Below are 18,975 nucleotides of genomic sequence, written 5' to 3' on the forward strand. Positions count from 1 at the left end.
CATTCTGACGAAAGAAGAGGGTGGTCGTCACACACCATTCTTCTCTAACTACCGTCCACAATTCTACTTCCGTACAACTGACGTGACAGGTGTTGTTACGCTTCAGGACGGCACGGAAATGGTTATGCCAGGCGACAACGTTAAGCTGAACGTTGAGCTGATCCAGCCGGTTGCTATGGAAGAGAAGCTCCGCTTCGCTATCCGTGAAGGTGGCCGTACTGTTGGTTCAGGCGTTGTGTCTAAAGTTATCGAATAGGTTTCTATTCGTTTCCGTGATTGCTGAAGCAATCACATGAAACAGGCTCAAGGCTGCCGCTCAGATCTAAATTTAGTGTGAGCAGCCCTGAGCACGTTCTATGCGAAGCGTAGCTTAGCGAGGACAAACCTGATCAAGAACAAGCCCGCTCATCCGAGCGGGCTTTTTTGTGTCTGGCTATATGCCTCAACGTCCGAACCGATTATGACGATTGGACATAGATTCAGGGAGCCGGCGAGAGCCAGATGTCAGCATTTACGCCAGTTGCGAGAGCCATTCAGTTCATCAAGGACAATAAAGCCCGTATGTTCTGGCTCTGGATTGCCTATCAGGCCATCAAAGGGACGATCACGCTGACCTTGATATGGATTCCTCTCTTCCTGTTGTGGAAGCGCGGGGCAGGAGCAGATGTCTCTCTGAAGGATTGGGCGCCCTATATCGCTGCGATGATCCTGTTTCCTGTCAGTCACGTTCTCATGGCTATCAAACCGGTCAGTTCCCGGTTGAAGGCGGTGCTGGGCGATAGCGGATTCAGGATCGCGTTCTCCGGTGTGTCTCTTGTCATGCTCGGTTGGCTTGTGTGGGAAGCTGTGAGAGCACCTGTCGTGCCTTTATGGTCGAGCGAGCCGTGGCAACACGGGTTGGCGCTCATGCTGATCCTTATCGGGGTTATTCTGTTTGTGTTTGGTGTCGGTGTTGCCAATCCGTTTTCTGTGTTCGGATCAGGGGGCGCATATCAGGCCGAGGAGCCGGGTATTCTGCGTCTCACGCGGCATCCGGCGCTTTTCGGGCTCGCGTTCTGGGGGGCAGGTCACACGCTGGCGAATGGCAGTTTTGCGCTCATGCTCTTTTTTCTGGTTCAGACTGCTTTTGCGCTGCTTGGTGCTGTGTCCATGGACCGGCGCCATAAGAAGGCCATGGGCGAACAGACCTGGAGCCTGATGACAGAAAAGACATCCTTCTGGCCCAATCCGCTCACTATAATGCGCCGCGTGAATAACCCGTTACGTGTAACAATCCGATGGCTTCTTAGTCTGGCGCTGATTGCAGGTTTGATCGCGCTCCATCCAGTTCTGTTCGGCGTATATCCGCTTGCACTGGCGACGTCCGGATGACGCGTAACCCGATCATCCGGCTTTTCTGGCTCTCTGCGGGCCTTTTCTTTACGGGACTTGCTTTCGTCGGAGTGTTTCTGCCGCTGGTACCAACCACGCCGTTCTTGTTGCTGGCGGCCTTTTGCTTTGCTCGCTCATCTGAACGACTTAATCGCTGGCTTCACGAGCATAAATGGTTCGGCCCACTCCTGACCAATTGGAGCCAGCACGGGGCTATCGGTAAGAGAGCCAAATATACCGCTGGCGTATGCCTGGTTGCAGCGCCGTTTCTCTCCTATTTTCTGGGGGCGCCGCTATGGACGCTCGCGGTCCAGATCCCGATCCTTATCGGATCGGGAACTTTTATTTTTACGAGGCCTGACGGCCCGCCACCTGTACCGTCTCCGCCAGACACTAAAGACTGATCATGTCCTTCTTGAAGTGGCGACGTGCAAGCACATAATGGATGCCCGCCCACGCATAAGCACATGAGAACACAATCATGGACCATTGAAGGCCGTCAGCGTTCGCCGATCCACACAAAACCGCCTGCGCGTCTGCAAGGCTGCTCATATCACGGCAAGCGTCCAGCGTGAGTTCGTCTGCAGAGCCTTTCAGGAATTGTGCGTTCAGGAAGGTCGACAGACCACCGATGAGAGGCGGTCCGAGGCCATAGCCCAACAGGTTCATGGAAAAGAGTGATAGCGCCACTGAGGTCGCCCGTGAGCGACTGTCCACGACACCGCCAGCAATGGCGTACATCGGTCCCAGATAGAAGTAATGCAGGCACGCCGCGGCCATTAGCGGTGGCACGGCAATCCAGATATTATTCGTCAGGAAACCGATGACATATAGCGGGGTTGAGGCAATCAGCGCGATCCCCGGTATCCATGTCAGTGCGGTTGGATGACGTTCTCTCAGCTTGTCGGCAAGATACCCGGAGGCAAATACACCGATCGCGGCCATGCCGCCAAGGATGATCCCGAAGAGAAGAGATGCATCCTGTTGGCTCAGGCTATGCGTGCGTCGGAAGAACGATACTGTGAACTGGTTTAGCGCATAGTTCGCGAAAACCGTCACGGTCGCGCCCAGAACAATGTGCACGTAAGTTGGTTTGCCGAGCAGAAGCTTCAGCGTGGAAATGAAGCTCACATGCTCAGTCGTTTGCGCGAGTGCAGGGTCTGTGAAACCGCGCGGTGGCTCTTTTACCGTGAGTTTCACGAGCAGGGCTATAAGGATCCCTGGCAGGCCTACAACGATAAACGCCAGTCGCCAGCCTTCTACACTCTCCCAGTCAAACCCTGATGAGATAAACCCAAGCCCTATCGAATTCAGAAAGCTTCCAAAGGCAGGGCCTGTCAGTTGTTCAGCAATCGTGCCGCCGAAAATCGCTGCCAGCATCGTGCCGATGGGTACACCGAGTGCGTAAACGGAGGCAGCAGTGCTTCGCGTCTTCGGGCTATAATAGTCTGACATGAGGCTCTGAGACGGCGGTGTACATCCAGCCTCGCCGATGCTGACCCCGACGCGGAACAGGAAGAGCATCAGGAAAGACCCTGCCACACCGCAAAGTGCGGTCATCAGGCTCCAGAAAGCTACAGAGAGCGCAATGATCCAGACCCGGTTAAACCGCTCTGCAAGCCGCGCAATCGGAATGCCGAGAAAGGTATACATGAAGGCAAAGGCCGGACCGCCGAGCAGGCCCATCTGCCAGTCTTCAACTTCAAAAGCGAGCTTAATGGGCTCAGTCAGAATGTTGATGATGGAACGGTCAATGAAGTTGAATATGTACACGACCAGAAGCGAGCCGAGAACATACGAACGGTAGGGTTTGCTTCCAAACCCTACCGCTGTTTTTTCTTCCGAAGCCATGACTGGGCTTTAAGCCTGTGCCGGCGCCGCAGCAAGCGTGGTTGAGTCTTTCTTGATCGTCAGACCGGAAAGCAGGAAGAAGACCCCTGCCACCGCAAAAAGACAGGCTGCCGAGAAGTTCGCCCAGCGGATACCGTAGGATTTACCTTCCAGACACTGAGCAATCTCTTCTTCTGTACCCTGCGCGAGGGAGCAGGTTGAATCGAGACCAGCGAGATCGGCTGCCGCGAAGAAGTTGTTTGTAAACATGTCTGCCAGCAAACCGAAGAATGGGGGGCCGGCCCCGTAACCGATCAGGTTCACGATAAAGAGCAATACGGCAACAGATGTGGCACGTGCGCGAACGCTTACAACTGATTGTGCAATGTTGTACTGAGAGCCGAGATAGAAGTACTGAAGCGCAGCGCCGACCATCATCATGATTAGCATTGGCATCAGCCCGCCAATCAGAAATGAGAAGGCATAGATTGGCGCGCAGATAAGATGCGCAACGCCCGGAACCCAGCAAATCGCTGTTGCAGACTTTTTGCTGGCCATCTCTGTGAGCCATCCGCCAAGGAATGCGCCTACGGAGCCTGCTACGGCGATTGGGGCCATATACAGGAGCGCTGTATCGCCAGTGCTGATGCCTTTAACGTACTGGATGTAGAGTGGCTGGAAGCCAATCAGGGCGTAGCCAGCAAACGCGGCGATGGTTGCGCCCGCCGACATGATCCAGAAGGTCGGTTTGCTGAAGATTTCTTTCAACGCTTTGCCGAATGGCAACGTCTCTTTATGAGAGGCGTTTGGGGGATCAGAATACCCGCGTGGAGGTTCTTTGATCGCAAAGAGTACAATGATACCGATGACGACGCCGGGTGCACCCACAAAGATGAAAGCCTCGCGCCAGGTGAAGAAGTTGAGAAGAGAGCCACCAAATAGCTGAGCGAGAAGACCACCTGCTGTTACACCCACAGCATAAATACCGAGTGCCGTGGCACGAGAAGAGGGCTTGTAGTAATCTGAAATCAGAGAGTTTGCAGGAGGCGTACAGCCAGCCTCACCGATCCCGACGAGAATACGTGCACCGAGTAAAGTGATGAACCCGACAGTGAAGCCACAGAGCATGGTCGCGACCGACCAAAGGATGACGCAGACGCCAATGATGCGGACGCGGTTTACACGTTCGGAAAGACTGGCGATTGGAATACCTAAAAACGTGTAGAGAACAGCGAACCCGAAACCGGTCAGAATACCAAACTCAAAATTCGAAAGCTGGAATTCATCGATGATAGGGCGACCGACAACTGAGATCAGAATTCGGTCAACAAAGTTCAGTGTGTAAACGAAAGTGAGTGTGAGAAGGACGAAGGTCCTGTACCCCTTGGAACCGAAACCGGTCAGGTGCCCCGCGCTCGGCGCAGCCGTTGAATCACTCATTAATTGTCCTCCCCGACAACTTGGGTGTTGTTTAGTATATTCATGTGCAGTGTGGACGTTACTCTCAAATCTTACTCACGCAAGCCATTTTGCCTGAAAGGCGGCAGCTATTGTGTCAAATCAGACCTGCAGCACGCATGCTGGTAACGCCTTGTCGTCCAACAACAAGATGATCGTGCACCTGTACTTCCAGAGAGTCCAGAACATCTATGATTTCTCTCGTCATACTAATATCCGCGCGAGATGGTGTCGGATCTCCGCTTGGATGATTATGGACCAGAATAATTGAACTTGAGGAGAGCTCGAGAACCCGTTTGGCAATTTCCCGTGGGTAAACCGGTGCGTGATCGACCGTGCCACGGCCGAGTTCTTCATCGCTGATCAGACAGTTTTTCCGATCAAGGAACAGAACACGGAACGATTCGATCTCATCGTGCTGAAGGCGAACGCGAACATAGTCCTGCACCTTCTGCCATGAGGAGAGGACTTCACGCCCGTTCAGCTCTTGCGCCGTCGCACGAAGATGAAGGTGATGGACGGTCTTCAGGTAGATAGAGAGCGTTTCACCTATTCCATCTACTGATTGGAGTGTTTTCGGAGAGGCGGCAAACACGGCAGAGAGCGAGCCAAAGCGCGTCAGCAGGCTCTTGGCGATGGGCTTTACGTCTTTTCGAGGAATGAAACCGCATAGAAGCAGCTCCAGCATTTCATAGTCAGCCAGCCCTGCGCCGTCTGTTTCAACAAACTTCTGGCGCAGGCGGTCTCGATGACCGTGATAATGCGGAACGTCTTTTTCCGGCTTCTGCGACGAATTCTGTTCAGGAAACAGGGGAGGGCCGGGCGCATCCTTCATCGCAGAACTCTGATCAGGACTTACGCCGTATGAGGCGTGTGGAGACCAGCTGGGGATGTGGTGAAGATTTCATATCCGTCTTCTGTCACCGCAATGGAGTGTTCAAACTGGGCGGAGAGTGATTTGTCGCGTGTGACAGCCGTCCAGCCATCATTCAGGATGTAGGTGTCTTTCTTGCCGAGGTTTAGCATCGGTTCGATGGTAAAGAACATGCCAGGGCGAAGTTCTGCACCCGTGCCAGCGCGCGCAGAGTGAACCACATTCGGTTCATCATGGAAGACCTGACCGAGGCCATGACCGCAGAAGTCTTCAACCACGGAAAGGCGGTTCTTGTGCGCGAGTTCCGTGATTGCCGCGCCGATATCACCAACGCGGGCGCCCGGTTTCACAGCCTCAATACCAGCCATCATGGCTTGATAGGTAAGGTCCATCAGGCGGCTTGCGCGGCGTTTGACCTCGCCAACGCCATACATGCGGGACGTGTCGCCATGCCAGCCGTCGACGACAACCGTCACGTCGATATTGGCAATATCGCCTTCCTTCAGCACGCGGTCGCCCGGAATGCCGTGGCAAACCACGTGGTTGTGGGAAATACAGGATGCGTGACGATACCCGCGATAGCCGATGGTCGCTGAAGCTGCGCCATTATCGAGAACAAACTCGCGGATCAGATCATCGAGGTGACCCGTCGTGACACCCGGCTTCACTTCAGGAACCAGCATATCGAGACATGAAGCGGCGACGCGACCTGCTTTACGCATGCCTTCAAAGTCTTCCGGCGTATGTATCCGGATTCCGTCTACGCGTTTTACGAGGTCAGCTTCGATTTCCAACATGGGCTCCTTGTTAAGTATGCGGGCGCTTTATATCACAGTATCTCTGATTGTGCGTCGTTATCCGCCAAACTTAATACGTGTCTATGCACTGAAAGTAAAAGTCGGATAGCGTGTCACTACACATATGGGACGAAACCATCATGACTCAACGAAAGACTGCGGCTGTTCTGCTCATTGGTGATGAATTGCTGTCCGGTCGGACGCGCGACATCAACCTCCAGAACATTGCCGGTTTCCTAGCGCCAATTGGCATTCAGGTCGCCGAAGCGCGGATTGTGTCAGATGATGAGAGCGCGATTGTTGCCGCTGTGAATGCGTTGCGCGAGGCATACGACTACGTGTTCACGACGGGCGGCATTGGCCCAACCCATGATGACATAACAGCTGACTGCGTCGCCAAGGCCTTTGGCGATGATATTGATGTGCGTGACGACGCGCTGGCTATCATTCGCGAACGGTATGAGCAGACAGGGGTAGAGCTGACCGAAGCGCGTATGCGTATGGCGCGTATTCCTGAAAGTGCGTCTCTCATTAAAAATCCGGTGTCCGGTGCGCCCGGCTTCCAGCTCGGCAACGTGTTCGTCATGGCTGGCGTACCTTCGATTGCGCGCGCCATGCTCGAAGATGTCGGGCCGCGCCTTGAGGGTGGTGAGGTCATCAAGTCAGCCAATCTGCGGGCTAAAGGCATGCGCGAAGGCGACGTTGCAGCCTATCTGAGCAAAGTCGCTGAAGAACATCCGGACACATCTATTGGATCTTATCCATGGTATGGCGGCCCGAAGGATAGCGGCGTGAATATTGTCGTCCGTTCTGCTGACGAAACCGCGCTGGATGCTGCAATGCAAGCCGTAGCGAAAATGATCAAAGATGCCGGTTTCGAGCCGGTTGCAGGCGATTAGAATAGGTCGCTACACTTGACCTGAAGCGGTGCTACGCTCATTGACGCTGCAAAGCACAATATAAATTCTGTCGAGGGGAGACTGCATGTCTGAAAACGTCATTCTTGTTGAGAAGAAAGGCGCGGTTGCGCTTGTTACGCTGAACCGTCCTGAAGCCCGCAACGCACTCAGCCGCGCGCTGCGTGAAGCGATCTGCGAAACATTCGATAAACTGGCTGAAGATGATAGCGTGCGCGCTGTTGTGCTCACCGGCTCTGGCGATAAGGCGTTCACCGCGGGCGTTGACCTCAAAGAAGCTGGTCAGACAGGTTTTGCGCTGGGCGCTGATGGCGGCAACATTGATATGGCGAAATCACTCGGCAACTATCCGTGGCCGATCATCGGTGCGATCAACGGCTATGCCATCACGGGTGGCTTTGAGCTGGCTCTGATGTGTGACGTGCTGCTTGCGTCTACCAACGCACGTTTTGCTGACACGCACGCACACGTCGGCATCGTTCCAGGCTGGGGGCTTTCTCAGAAGCTGTGCCGTCTGATCGGTACGTCTCGCGCGAAAGAACTCTCTTTCACAGGTAACTTCCTTGATGCTGAGACAGCCGAGCGTTGGGGCCTTGTGAACCGCGTTTATCAGCCGGAAGAACTGGTGCCTGCAGCTCTGCAAATGGCCGAAGACATGACCAAGACGCAGCCTGTGCTGCTAAAAAAATACAAGGCGCTCATTGATGACGGCTTCGCAATGCCGTTCGGAGACGCGCTGAAGGAGGAAATTCGCCGGTCCGCTGAGCATGCGAAAAGCGTTTCAGCAGAAAGCGTCGAGGAAGCGCGTAAGGCCGTCACAGAACGCGGCCGGACCCTGAACAAATAAATCGAGGACGATGAAATGAGAGACGTTGTAATATGTGAGCCGCTTCGCACGCCGGTTGGCGCGTTTGCGGGCGGGTTCAAGAATGTAGCTCCAGAAAAGCTTGCGACTGCTGTCGTGAAGCAAATCATGGAAACAACAAAGCTTCCGGGTGAGCTGGTTGAAGATGTGCTCTTCGCAAACTGCTATCCGACAATGGACGCACCAGCTTTCGGTCGTGTTGTCTCCCTGAACGCTGGCCTTCCAGTTACTGCGTGTGGCTATCAGATCGACCGTCGTTGTGGTTCTGGCCTGCAGGCTGTGATCAACGGTGTGATGCAGGTAGCATCCGGCGGTATGGATTGTGTGATCGCAGGCGGTGCTGAGTCCATGTCTCGCGCGCCTTTCTACAGCGTGGATATGCGCTGGGGTGCAGGCGCGCCGGGCGTGATGATGCATGACGGTCTCACGCGTGGCCGTGTTACTGCGGGTGGTGACAACTATCCTGTTGAAGGCGGTATGATCGAAACCGCCGAGAACCTTCGCAAAGAATACAATGTGTCCCGTGAGGCACAGGACGAGCTTGCAGTTCGTTCGCACAAGCGTGCAGCGGCTGCGGCAGCCGAAGGCAAGTTCGCGCAAGAGATTGTTCCGATCACCGTGCCAAACCGTAAAGGCGACATCGTTGTCGATAAGGATGAGCACATCCGCCACGATTCAAACCTTGAGTCTCTGGCGAAGCTCCGTGCGATCCGCTCTAAGATTGATCCGGAGTCTACAGTTACTGCTGGTAACGCCTCAGGTCAGAATGATGGCGCAGCGGCATGCCTCATCATGACACGCGAGATGGCTGAAAAGCACGGCATCAAACCAATGGCTCGCATGAAGTCATGGGGCCTTGCGGGTGTTGGTCCGGCTGTCATGGGTATTGGCCCGGTTAAGTCCAGCCTCGGCGCGCTTGAGCGTGCTGGTCTGACGCTTGCTGACATGGACCTGATCGAGCTCAACGAAGCGTTCGCGGCGCAAGTTCTTGGCTGCACGACAGCGCTTGGCCTTGAAGGCGACGACTTCGACCGTATCAACGTGAACGGTTCTGGTATCTCGCTCGGTCACCCGGTTGGCGCGACAGGCGTTCGTATCCTCACAACGCTCCTGCGTGAGATGGATCGCCGCGAAGCTAAATACGGCCTCGAAACCATGTGTATTGGGGGTGGTCAGGGCCTCGCTGCGATTTTTGAACGCGTCGAATAGTCAAAACATCAAAGCGCAGCCCTTTTTGAGAAAAAGGGGCTGCACTTTTTATCCGAGTCCGATAATAAGGTCGCCTGTTGCGGGCATGGCGGAATTGGTAGACGCGCCGGACTTAAAATCCGTTGACCGTTTGGTCGTGCCGGTTCAAGTCCGGCTGCCCGCACCATTCATCGCAGTTTTGCTATGCAAAAACTTTTAATCCAGCGGATCAAAAGTCGCGATGAATTGTGCCTGATTTGCCCTACGCCGCACAGCGGCTCCGGCCGGACGGGCAAAGCTCGACGGCAGGTCTGCCGCTGTATGGATTTGATCATTCAGATAAAAGCACGGCGTCTGAGCTTCACCCAAACGCCGCGCTGAATATAGGCAAAGCCAGAGGCTTCGCTGATATGTCTGATTATATACGCTCGATCACTATGGCTGGCGCCATGCCACCTGCAGCGCACATCGTGACAAGGCCATAGCGACCACCAGAGCGTTCCAGCTCGTCCAGAGCTGTACCGATGAGCATGGAGCCTGTGGCACCGATCGGGTGGCCCAGTGCCATTGCGCCGCCATTGATGTTCACTTTCTCACGGTCGAGTTCGAGATCACGGATGAACTTCTCAGCGACGACGGCAAACGCCTCGTTTATTTCCCAGACATCGATATCGTCTTTGGTGAGGCCTGCCTTGCCGAGCACTTTCTTCGCCGCGGCGACCGGTGCATTTAGCATGAGGGTCGGGCAGTCGCCCATATTCGCCATCGCGACGATTTTTGCGCGTGGCTTCCAGCCTTGCTTTGCGGCGTAGGACGGAGAGGCGAGAAGAACCGCGCCCGAGCCATCGACAACGCCGGATGAGTTGCCCGCATGGTGGATGTGCTGAATGTCGAGATCCGGATACACCTTGTTGATCAGCGAACGATATGTGTTGCCGTCTTCGTCGACGGGAATGTCCGCGAGCATTGTGAAGGCAGGCTTGAGGCCTGCAAGGCTTTCCATGGTCGTGCTAGGGCGTGGGAATTCTTCCTTGTCGAGCGCGACGCTGCCATCCTCGTGATAGACGGGCACCAGCGATTTATCGAAACGGCCTTCTTCGATGGCGCGTGCAGCGCGTTTCTGGCTCTCTACAGCGAGGGCTTCAGTGTCCTCGCGGGTGATGCCTTCCATCGTCGCAATCGCGTCTGCACAGACGCCCTGATTAGATTGTGGGCGCAGGGCGCGAAGGGCAGGGTTGTCCGCATCGAGAAGCGGAAGTTTGCCTGGTTCTGCACTGGAGGCGGTGTAGCTCATCATTTCTGTACCGCCTGCGATAACGAGGTCTTCCATGCCGGACATGATAGAAGCTGCAGCCATGTTCACGGTAGAGATGCCAGAGCCGCAGAAGCGGTCCAGCGTAACGCCAGAGGCTTTGAGATCATATCCCGCCAGTAGAGCAGACATACGGCCAAGGTCAGCGCCCTGTTTGCCGCGTTGTGAGGATGTGCCCCAGATGATGTCATCGACGTCTTCAGTCTTCAGATTATTGCGCTCGGCAAGAGCTTTGAGGACCGTCGCGCCCAGATGTTGAGGGTGGAATTCGGCAAGAGCGCCTTTTCCGACCTTACCCACGCCGCGCGGTGTCCGGCAGGCATCAATAATATAAGCTTCAGGCATCGTTTCTTCCCCGTATGGTGTTTGTCTTTACGTGCGCGGAAAGTGTTGGGGAAATTTCACGCCCGATCAATCCGTGACGTAAAGGCAGGGGGCAAAGAAAAAGGCCCGCGGGTTAGCGGGCCTTCTCTGAATGTTTGAAACTGACCGTCAGATCAGTTGAATTTCTCGCCTTTAGCGACCTTGTCGCGGAGAAGCTGGGAGATGGTGACTTCTTCGCCGAACTTGTCAGCGTGCTTCTCAAGGCCAGCCAGAATAACGTCGAGGCCGACAGTGTCCGCCCAGAACATCGGGCCGCCGGTGTAAGGAGGCCAGCCGTAACCGTTCATCCAGACGACATCGATGTCTGACGCACGTTGAGCCATGCCTTCTTCGAGGATTTTCGCACCTTCATTGACCATCGGGTAGAGCAGACGCTCGAGGATTTCCTGATCGTCGATCTGGCGTGGTGTGTTGCCAGATTTCTCGATGAAGGAATTGATGATCTCTTCGGTTTCTGCAGACGGTGTGCCGCGGCGAGCTTCGTCATAGTCGTAAAAGCCTTTACCGGTTTTCTGACCGCGACGGCCACGCTCGCAAAGCACTTCGCGAACTGTGGAAGAAGAGGTCTTTTCCGGATCCCAGCCAATGTCGAGACCGGCAAGGTCAGCCATCTGGAATGGGCCCATAGGCATGCCGAATTCAGTGAGAACGCGGTCACAATCCCAAGGCTTCGCGCCTTCAAGAAGCATTTGCTGGCCCTGTTGTTGACGCTTGGCCAGCATACGGTTGCCGATGAAGCCGTGGCATACGCCTGCGACAACAGCGACTTTGCCGATCTTCTTGGCCAGAGCCATAGAGGTCGCCAGAACAGTGTCGGATGTTTTCTCGCCACGAACGATCTCGAGAAGTTTCATGATGTTCGCTGGAGAGAAGAAGTGGAGACCCACAACATCTTCCGGACGTGATGTGCACGCTGCGATCTCGTCGACGTTCAGGTAAGACGTATTAGATGCGAGGATCGCGCCTTTCTTCACAACCTTATCGAGGTTGCCGAAGACGTCTTTCTTGATGGACATCAGCTCGAAGACAGCTTCGATCACGAGGTCACAATCAGCCAGGTCGTCCATTTTGAGCGTAGGTGTGAGAAGCGACATTGCTTTCTCGACCTGCTCTTCAGTCATACGACCGCGCTTTGCAGAGTTCTCGTAGTTCTTGCGGATGATGCCGACGCCGCGTTCCAGAGCTGCTTCTTCGCGCTCAAGGATGGTGACCGGAATACCAGCAGACAGGAAGTTCATCGCGATGCCGCCACCCATGGTGCCAGCGCCGAGAATACCGACCTTCTTGATGTCGATCAGCGGTGTATCCTTAGGGATATCGTCGATTTTGGATGCTGCGCGCTCAGCGAAGAATGCGTGACGCAGAGCAGCAGATTGTGTGCCGGAAACGAGCTTCATGAAGAGTTCGCGCTCTTTCTTGAGGCCTTCTTCGATTGGCAGGTTCACAGCCGCTTTGACAGCTTCGATACATGCTATCGGAGCTTCGTAACCGCGTATCTTGCGCCCGTTCTTTTCAAGGAAGTTCGAGAAGACGGAAGGATCAGCCGCTGCTTCTTTCAGCTTCTCTGTACGCTCACTTGTGCGTGGCAGGTCAGTAGAGCCTGCAACAGACTTAGCAAATGCAATTGCTTCGGCTTCGAGGTCCGCATCATCGACCAGCTTGTCGACGAGGCCGTTCTCAGCGCCGCGGGACGCTTTGATAGGTTTGCCTGTGACGATCATGTTCAGCGCTTCGGCAACGCCGATAACACGTGGAAGGCGCTGTGTGCCACCGGCGCCGGGTAGAATACCGAGGTTCACTTCCGGTAGACCGAGCTTCGCAGTTTTCGCTGCAACACGGTAGTGACAGCCAAGCGCGACTTCGAGGCCGCCGCCAAGAGCTGTGCCGTGGATCGCCGCGACAACAGGCTTCGTGCTGGCTTCGATGACGTTGATTACGTCTGGCAGGGAAGGAGGAACCGGTGGCTTGCCGAATTCTGTGATGTCTGCGCCAGCAAAGAATGTGCGGCCGTCGCAGCGGATCACGACTGCCTTCACGGAGTCATCAGCCAGCGCTTCTTCGATACCAGCCTGCAGGCCAGCACGGACAGCTTGTCCGAGTGCGTTCACTGGTGGGTTGTTGGAAACGATTACCAGGACTTCTCCGTCCTTGTGAGTGGTAATGACACTCATTCGGGTTCTCCTTTGTTTCTTAAATCCGGTGGCCGTATGGCGGTCATCCGGACCTCTCCCCAAGAAAGGTTAGATAGGGTGCTATCCCCATGTAAGCGACAAATAAACCAAAAACTTGGGCTTGATGCCGAATTTATTTGCCTCAGAGCTGCATGCTTTAAAGGCATAGGCGCAATTCTTTTGCGCGGCCCGTGTTTTCGGGGCTTTGCGGGGCGTCTCACATGTTTGTGTGGAAAAGCGAAAAGGGCAGAAACCCTAGCTTGACTCGTTATGCAGGAAAAGAACATAACAAGAACATAATGAGCGATACGGACCTTAAATATGCGGACCGGGGAATGGTTTTCGAGCCCGGTCGTCATGCGAGCGTCAGGCTGGAGGATGGTGCTGCATTTTGTCAGTCTTGGAGGTGCGCGAAATTATATTTCAAGAGTAATACAGCATGTGTCTGACTCTAAGCCCTAGCGAAACAGCCAGATCACCAGCAGTGTGAGGATAAGCACACCTACAGCCTGATAACGATAATCGGCGAAAATTGACGTGACTTTGGTTTCCGGCGCCATATTGGTTGGATGCCAGACACTGTCTGCATTGACTGGCTTATTTTTATCTAGGGCACTGATTGCAATACAAAGAAACAGGCTGGCAATCATGGTCAGGCCAGCAACGATAGTGAAATGAGGCAGACCATCTGATGCATCCGCAGTAGAATGAGCTGCGCGCCATACGAAAATACCTCCGCCAGCTATATGGCCTGTCAGAAGTGTAATCAGGACGCCGCTACGCGTAGTTCCTTTCCAGAATAGTGCCACCAGGAATACTGCGACTACAGGCGGAACAGCATAACCAAACACTTGCTGGATATAGTTGAATACGCCGGGAAACTCTCTGATTACAAGTGGCCAGAAAGCTGCGATGACAATAAGTCCGCAGGTGGTGAAGCGACCAATACGTAAAATGGTCTTGTCGGACCAGCCACGCTCCTTCACGTTTACAAAATCATATAGGACCAGTGTGGATGCAGAGTTAAGTGTTGAATCAATTGTGGACATAATGGCCGCGATCAGGCCTGCCAGTACAAGCCCGGTCAGGCCTGCCGGTAGGTATTCCGAAATCAGAGTAGGAAAGACTAGGTCGCTATTATCAAGCGGCTCAAGCAGAGGCACGGCAAGGGCGCCAGGGATGGCCAAAAGAAGCAGCGGAAGAATCTTTAGGAGGCCTGCAAAGCTTGCCCCCTGACGTGCAGCATCGCTGTTTTTTGCAGCTAGAACCCGCTGGATCACATACTGATTGGCTGACCAGTAGAACCATCCCAGTACAGGTACACCTATAATGAGGCCGGGCCATGGTAGCGCAGCATCAGAAGCAGGGCGCACAAGTGACATATGGCCTTGAGGAACGGCTGCCTTTGCCGTCTCCCAGTCGAACCCGAATTCACTGTAAATGAGGTAGGACAGCGCCGCTGCGCCTGAAAGCAGAATAATCGCCTGAAGCACGTCTGTGTATACGACTGCCCTCAGGCCTCCGGTTGCTGTGTAAATACCAGCGAATACGGCAAGACCCAGACAGAGCGGAATGAATGACGCGCCAGGAAAGAATACTTGCAAGACGATAACGCCTGCATAAATGCTGGCGGCCATGTCAACGAAAACGGTAAGAAAAAGCGTGAGTCCTGAAATGTATTTTTGGGCTGTTGGACCGAACCTTTGGCCAAAGAATTCGGGTACGGTAGTAATACGGATTTTCAGAAAAACTGGAATTGTTGTGAACGCCATAATGGCAAGCAGAATGCCCGCCATTAATTCGTAATTCGCGACGGATATTCCAGAAGAGTAGGCTTGGCCTGTAACACCGATTAATGTCGTACTGGAGATATTGGACGCGAAGAGCGAAAACCCGATCGTCGCGAAACCCAGGGAGCGACCTGCAAGAAACAGATCCTCTCCGCTTTTCATATTACGGCTGACGACCCAGCCAATTATGATCACGATCGCGAAATACCCCGCGATCACACTCCAGTCTAACAGTGTGAGCGTAGCCATAATGCTTTGCGAAGAGGCAGATCAGGCTGCCTCGTCCGCCTTACCTCCTTTGAGCGCGCGAAGTTTAGCCTTCTTGAGCTGGTTAAAGAGTTTCAGGACGTGGTCGGACCAGAAATTGATGTCCCATTTCTCGACAGTGTTTAGCATTGATTGGCTGCGTTCGAGACGCTCTTCCCTGGACATATCCACTGCGCGATCAATCGCTTCGTCCATGCTCTGAGCAGAGTATGGATTTGTTAGAATTGCGTCCGGCATCTCCACTGCAACGCCAGCAAACTCGGACAGAACGAGCGCGCCAGGGCCACCCTGTTTCGCTGCGATGTATTCCTTCGCGACGAGGTTCAGACCATCGCGGATTGGCGTGATCCAGCAAGTGTCAGCGACCCGGAAATACGGAACCAGTTCGGCAAACGGGATTGGCCGCATGGACAACATGATTGGCGTCCATCCGAGTGTGCCATACTCCCCGTTGATCGCACCGACTAGGCGTTCAATTTCCTTCTGGGCTTTCTGGTAAATCGTCATGTTTTTGGCGGCCGCTGCGCACACCAGCATCAGCTTCACCTTGCCGCGTAGTTCAGGGCGGCGGGCGAGCAGGCGCTGAAACGCTTCGAGCAGCTGTTTGGCGCCCTTGGTATAGTCGACGCGCCCGACAGAGATGATGAAATGCTGATCGCCAATTTCATTTTTGATCTGTGCCACCCGTTCGCCTGCATCATAGCGCGACAGGTATTCCTTGATGAGCGTCGGGTTGGTTCCGATCGGCCATGCATCTACCATGATCGTCCGGCCGTTATGCTTGATACTCTTCGTGACACTAGGCTCGGACAACGCCATGCCAGAAGAGACGAGTGGCGGCTCTACCGGTTCTTTCTCACCCAGTTCTACGCCCCGCAGCGCGCGCGCGACACCGCAGAAGTTTTCCGAATAGCGCGGAATGTGGAAACCGAGCAGATCTGTCTGTAGGAGGCTATCCACAATCTCCTCGCGCCAGGGCAGGATGTTGAACACATCAGCGGAAGGAAACGGCGTATGGTGGAAGAACGCGATACGCACATTCGGCTTGATCTGGCGAATGAAGTGCGGTGCCATCCAGAGATTATAGTCATGGATCCAGATCAGTCCGTCATCGCTGACCTGCTCACATGCCGCTTCCGCAAATAAGCGGTTCACCTCTTTGAAGATGTCCCAATCGGCTTCCTCAGTAGAGAAGAGCCATGGGAAAGTGTGAAGGATAGGCCAGAAAGCGACTTTTGAGGTCACATGGTAGAAGGACTTGACCTGTTCCGCCGTCAGAGCGATGCGGATGACTTCATAGTCGCCATGTTCGTCATTGATCTGTACCGAGCGGTTGAATTTCGCCTGCTCACGGGCGTTGACCTGCTTCCACGCAACCCAGGAACCTTTTTCAGCATTTCCGCAGAAGCTTTTGAGCGTCGGAACGATGCCGTTGGGACTCTTGTTTTCCTTAAAAACAGTCTTACCGTTTTTGATTTCCTCTTCATACGGCTGGCGGTGATAGAGGATTACCAGATCAGATTTCTTGATCTTATCAGACATTTGGCAGCTCCATTTCAGCCACAAGTTCTAGTTTGCGTTTGAGGCCGTCGAATACGCCGCCGGCGCCGTCAAATTCGGAAAAATGCACATTTGGAAGACCGCTAATCGACGCGAGTAGCGCTTCTTCTGCGTTGGCGACGACCACGCCGTCCATGCCGGTCTCGAACAGAGAGCGGTCATTCAGCGTGTCACCTGCAACGAGGATTTTATGTGCCGGCAGGTCGTGCGCTGCAATGAATTGCTTGAGCGTTGGGCCCTTCTGAACGCCGCGCGGCAGAATGTCGAAATAGATGCCGTCTGACATGAGTACGTCATAGCCTTCGGCCTCGAGCGCTTCGGCAGAGACTTTGGCTGCAGCTTCATCCTCGTAGAAGTACGATACGCGTCGGCCGCCAAACCCTTCCTGCAATTTGAGGTGGGGCGCATCACCAAGAATGCGGGACGCATGTTCAGCGCCTTTCCAGCGCTTATCGATCCATGTCTCGACTGCATCGATTGGTGAAAAGTCTATGCCGCTGACGACTGTGGTGCCTACGTCACCTATGACGGCGTCCGGTCGCGGGACGTCCTTTTGTGTAATCTCGTCGATAAAGTCGAGATCGCGTCCTGTGACGAAGACAAGACCCAGCCACTCCCTGTTCTTTTCGATATAATTATACAGGTCGTCTTTTTGCTGGGGCGTTCCTCCCAAAAACGTTCCGTCGAGATCTGTTGCCAGTACGACGTGTTTTTGAGTGAGATCAGGCATAAATTCAGGCCTCCTTATGATGCCATGAGTTCGTCCACTCGCTGCGGAGCGTTGGACTTGAATAGGGAAGGGATGAGCTGGTCAGGTGCTATCTCGCCGTTCACGATCTGACAGACTGTTGCGCTGATCGGAGCGTCGAGTTCGAAATCTGATATCAGCTTGCATGCATTGAGAACGCTACTGACACCTTCAAAAGTTTTACTCTGCGTATTGAATGCCGGATCGGCGAGTGAACGACCGAAGCTGTAATTGCGCGATTGCGGGTCTGTGCAAGTGAGGGCAAGGTCGCCAGCGCCCGCAACGCCTAGGAGTGTAGTTGCTGAGCCTCCCATTGCTTCGGCAAGAGATGCGGCTTCCTGAAGGCCTCGTGCCATGATCGCGGCGCGTGTGTTAGAGCCGTGTCCAAGTCCATCTGCCAGACCGCAGGCGATTGCAATGATGTTTTTCATCAGGCCTCCAATCTGGGCACCGATAAGGTCCTCAACAGGCTCGACCTGGAAGGCCGGCGTGCTGAGGCGCGATGACATAAACTCCGCAGTCGCCAGATCACCAGCAAGCACAACCTGTGTCGGCTGACCGGCGGCAACTTCAGCGGCAAAGCTTGGACCAGACAGGAACATTGGCTCTGCGTGAGGAATGTTGTCTGTAATGGTCTTGGTCAGAAGCTGGTTACGCTCCGGATCGAGGCCCTTCGTGCAGGACACGACAGGCGTACCTTCAGCAATGCGGTCGCAGATAGATAACGAAACCAGCGGCAGAGCTTTTGAAGGCACTACGAGGAATACCGCGTCTGCGTCTGCGAGGGCTGTATCTATCAAGTGGGTCGGAAAAATATTCTGCGGCAGACTGATATCGCCGATGTATTTCCGGTTCTTTCGAGTTTTCGCCATCGCCAACATTTGTGGCTCGCTTCTTCCCCATAACGTCACTTTCAGACCAGCGCGTGCGAATGCGATGGCCAACGCTGTTCCCCATGCCCCGGCTCCGAAGACGGCAACCGATTCCAGCTTTTGGGCGCGGGATTTGGTCGTGTCAGTGCGGAGGAAGTCTCTCAGGTCGAAGTTCAGCAATGTAGTCAGTCCTTTCATGGAATAGGGGAAGTCGGGAAATACGCGTTCTCAGCTGGCGATAAGCTCCTGTTCAGAATTTGGGGCGCGCGTGATCGAGTCCGCGTTAAGCGGACTGACAGGCGGCGCAGTTGGAAGAAGAAAAAAACCAATCGGTGGGGCAGCAAACCTGGCCTTGTAACCGGCCTTGGTGTGCCCGCGCTTGAGAGCGTCGTGCGTTATATTGCTGACGGCTAGGATTGGTCTCGCCTCACAGTTTCCGTTGAACTCAAGTCAACATAGTCTCAGGCGAGTAAGGGTTCCAAAATTCTCAGAAAATAGTTTCGGCCTAGCTGCGTTTACCCAATTCGTGTGCAACAAGGCTCAATATTCGACCACTTAAAACTGGGGGTGT

General features: G+C 54.4%; 16 protein-coding genes and 1 tRNA gene. 7 read left to right on the top strand and 10 right to left on the bottom strand.

Annotated elements, in window-relative coordinates; translation table 11 throughout:
- From G523_RS19115 to G523_RS19120, 3 genes are all read left to right on the top strand, one after another.
- The coding region (locus tag G523_RS19115; protein WP_033233182.1) for an EF-Tu C-terminal domain-related protein at nucleotides 1-256 on the top strand (256 nt) is incomplete at its 5' end.
- A 245-nt stretch (nucleotides 257-501) separates the two neighbouring features.
- Nucleotides 502-1,371 carry an NnrU family protein gene (locus G523_RS0111820; RefSeq protein ID WP_022695280.1) on the top strand — a complete coding sequence of 290 codons (870 nt, stop codon included), beginning with the start codon at nucleotides 502-504 and terminating at the stop codon, nucleotides 1,369-1,371.
- Nucleotides 1,368-1,775 (top strand): YbaN family protein, encoded by a 408-nt coding sequence (locus G523_RS19120; RefSeq protein ID WP_022695281.1) that lies wholly within the window; start codon nucleotides 1,368-1,370, stop codon nucleotides 1,773-1,775. The genes G523_RS0111820 and G523_RS19120 overlap by 4 nt, the downstream gene beginning before the upstream one ends.
- On the opposite strand, the gene G523_RS0111830 is transcribed toward G523_RS19120, so the two are convergent.
- From G523_RS0111830 to map, 4 genes are all read right to left on the bottom strand, one after another.
- Nucleotides 1,765-3,222, bottom strand: a complete 1,458-nt coding sequence (locus G523_RS0111830) for a spinster family MFS transporter (RefSeq protein ID WP_022695282.1) — start codon at nucleotides 3,220-3,222, stop codon at nucleotides 1,765-1,767. The genes G523_RS19120 and G523_RS0111830 overlap by 11 nt on opposite strands.
- A gap of 9 nt (nucleotides 3,223-3,231) precedes the next feature.
- Nucleotides 3,232-4,641 (bottom strand): spinster family MFS transporter, encoded by a 1,410-nt coding sequence (locus G523_RS19125; protein WP_022695283.1) that lies wholly within the window; start codon nucleotides 4,639-4,641, stop codon nucleotides 3,232-3,234.
- A 115-nt stretch (nucleotides 4,642-4,756) separates the two neighbouring features.
- A complete protein-coding gene (gene radC, locus G523_RS19130; RefSeq protein ID WP_022695284.1) occupies nucleotides 4,757-5,494 on the bottom strand; it encodes a RadC family protein in 738 nt (245 codons plus the stop codon).
- A 20-nt stretch (nucleotides 5,495-5,514) separates the two neighbouring features.
- Nucleotides 5,515-6,330 (bottom strand): type I methionyl aminopeptidase, encoded by an 816-nt coding sequence (gene map / locus G523_RS0111845; protein WP_022695285.1) that lies wholly within the window; start codon nucleotides 6,328-6,330, stop codon nucleotides 5,515-5,517.
- Between the two features lie 140 nt (nucleotides 6,331-6,470).
- On the opposite strand from map, the gene G523_RS19135 reads away from it, so the two are divergent.
- From G523_RS19135 to G523_RS0111865, 4 genes are all read left to right on the top strand, one after another.
- Nucleotides 6,471-7,229, top strand: a complete 759-nt coding sequence (locus tag G523_RS19135) for a competence/damage-inducible protein A (protein ID WP_022695286.1) — start codon at nucleotides 6,471-6,473, stop codon at nucleotides 7,227-7,229.
- Nucleotides 7,230-7,314: 85 nt separating this feature from the next.
- Nucleotides 7,315-8,094 carry an enoyl-CoA hydratase gene (locus G523_RS0111855; RefSeq protein ID WP_022695287.1) on the top strand — a complete coding sequence of 260 codons (780 nt, stop codon included), beginning with the start codon at nucleotides 7,315-7,317 and terminating at the stop codon, nucleotides 8,092-8,094.
- 15 nt (nucleotides 8,095-8,109) lie between these two features.
- The gene (locus tag G523_RS0111860) at nucleotides 8,110-9,321 is read left to right on the top strand and encodes an acetyl-CoA C-acetyltransferase (RefSeq protein ID WP_022695288.1); all 1,212 of its coding nucleotides are present in this window, start codon (nucleotides 8,110-8,112) and stop codon (nucleotides 9,319-9,321) included.
- A 79-nt stretch (nucleotides 9,322-9,400) separates the two neighbouring features.
- Nucleotides 9,401-9,487, top strand: a tRNA-Leu gene (locus G523_RS0111865).
- A 231-nt stretch (nucleotides 9,488-9,718) separates the two neighbouring features.
- Here G523_RS0111865 and G523_RS0111870 read toward each other — a convergent pair.
- From G523_RS0111870 to G523_RS19140, 6 genes are all read right to left on the bottom strand, one after another.
- Nucleotides 9,719-10,957 (bottom strand): acetyl-CoA C-acetyltransferase, encoded by a 1,239-nt coding sequence (locus tag G523_RS0111870; protein WP_022695289.1) that lies wholly within the window; start codon nucleotides 10,955-10,957, stop codon nucleotides 9,719-9,721.
- Between the two features lie 152 nt (nucleotides 10,958-11,109).
- Nucleotides 11,110-13,167 carry a 3-hydroxyacyl-CoA dehydrogenase NAD-binding domain-containing protein gene (locus G523_RS0111875; RefSeq protein ID WP_022695290.1) on the bottom strand — a complete coding sequence of 686 codons (2,058 nt, stop codon included), beginning with the start codon at nucleotides 13,165-13,167 and terminating at the stop codon, nucleotides 11,110-11,112.
- A gap of 458 nt (nucleotides 13,168-13,625) precedes the next feature.
- A complete protein-coding gene (locus G523_RS0111885; protein WP_233347298.1) occupies nucleotides 13,626-15,152 on the bottom strand; it encodes a sodium:solute symporter family transporter in 1,527 nt (508 codons plus the stop codon).
- A gap of 75 nt (nucleotides 15,153-15,227) precedes the next feature.
- Complete coding sequence (ggpS, locus tag G523_RS0111890) at nucleotides 15,228-16,766, bottom strand: glucosylglycerol-phosphate synthase (RefSeq protein WP_022695293.1); 1,539 nt, start codon at nucleotides 16,764-16,766, stop codon at nucleotides 15,228-15,230.
- Nucleotides 16,759-17,514, bottom strand: coding sequence for an HAD family hydrolase (locus G523_RS0111895; protein WP_022695294.1), 756 nt, complete (start codon nucleotides 17,512-17,514; stop codon nucleotides 16,759-16,761). The genes ggpS and G523_RS0111895 overlap by 8 nt, the downstream gene beginning before the upstream one ends.
- 14 nt (nucleotides 17,515-17,528) lie before the next feature.
- A complete protein-coding gene (locus G523_RS19140) occupies nucleotides 17,529-18,602 on the bottom strand; it encodes an NAD(P)H-dependent glycerol-3-phosphate dehydrogenase (RefSeq protein ID WP_022695295.1) in 1,074 nt (357 codons plus the stop codon).
- Nucleotides 18,603-18,975: the final 373 nt, after the last annotated feature.

Origin of the sequence: Ponticaulis koreensis DSM 19734 (assembly GCF_000420665.1) — a bacterium.
GTDB lineage: Bacteria > Pseudomonadota > Alphaproteobacteria > Caulobacterales > Hyphomonadaceae > Ponticaulis > Ponticaulis koreensis.

What these genes read in the sequence shown, in the direction of transcription:
- G523_RS0111820 (WP_022695280.1), top strand. Translation starts at nt 502, where the DNA reads ATGTCAGCATTTACGCCAGTTGCGAGAGCCATTCAGTTCATCAAGGAC.
- G523_RS19120 (WP_022695281.1), top strand. Translation starts at nt 1,368, where the DNA reads ATGACGCGTAACCCGATCATCCGGCTTTTCTGGCTCTCTGCGGGCCTT.
- G523_RS0111830 (WP_022695282.1), bottom strand. Translation starts at nt 3,222, where the DNA reads ATGGCTTCGGAAGAAAAAACAGCGGTAGGGTTTGGAAGCAAACCCTAC.
- G523_RS19125 (WP_022695283.1), bottom strand. Translation starts at nt 4,641, where the DNA reads ATGAGTGATTCAACGGCTGCGCCGAGCGCGGGGCACCTGACCGGTTTC.
- radC (WP_022695284.1), bottom strand. Translation starts at nt 5,494, where the DNA reads ATGAAGGATGCGCCCGGCCCTCCCCTGTTTCCTGAACAGAATTCGTCG.
- map (WP_022695285.1), bottom strand. Translation starts at nt 6,330, where the DNA reads ATGTTGGAAATCGAAGCTGACCTCGTAAAACGCGTAGACGGAATCCGG.
- G523_RS19135 (WP_022695286.1), top strand. Translation starts at nt 6,471, where the DNA reads ATGACTCAACGAAAGACTGCGGCTGTTCTGCTCATTGGTGATGAATTG.
- G523_RS0111855 (WP_022695287.1), top strand. Translation starts at nt 7,315, where the DNA reads ATGTCTGAAAACGTCATTCTTGTTGAGAAGAAAGGCGCGGTTGCGCTT.
- G523_RS0111860 (WP_022695288.1), top strand. Translation starts at nt 8,110, where the DNA reads ATGAGAGACGTTGTAATATGTGAGCCGCTTCGCACGCCGGTTGGCGCG.
- G523_RS0111870 (WP_022695289.1), bottom strand. Translation starts at nt 10,957, where the DNA reads ATGCCTGAAGCTTATATTATTGATGCCTGCCGGACACCGCGCGGCGTG.
- G523_RS0111875 (WP_022695290.1), bottom strand. Translation starts at nt 13,167, where the DNA reads ATGAGTGTCATTACCACTCACAAGGACGGAGAAGTCCTGGTAATCGTT.
- ggpS (WP_022695293.1), bottom strand. Translation starts at nt 16,766, where the DNA reads ATGTCTGATAAGATCAAGAAATCTGATCTGGTAATCCTCTATCACCGC.
- G523_RS0111895 (WP_022695294.1), bottom strand. Translation starts at nt 17,514, where the DNA reads ATGCCTGATCTCACTCAAAAACACGTCGTACTGGCAACAGATCTCGAC.
- G523_RS19140 (WP_022695295.1), bottom strand. Translation starts at nt 18,602, where the DNA reads ATGAAAGGACTGACTACATTGCTGAACTTCGACCTGAGAGACTTCCTC.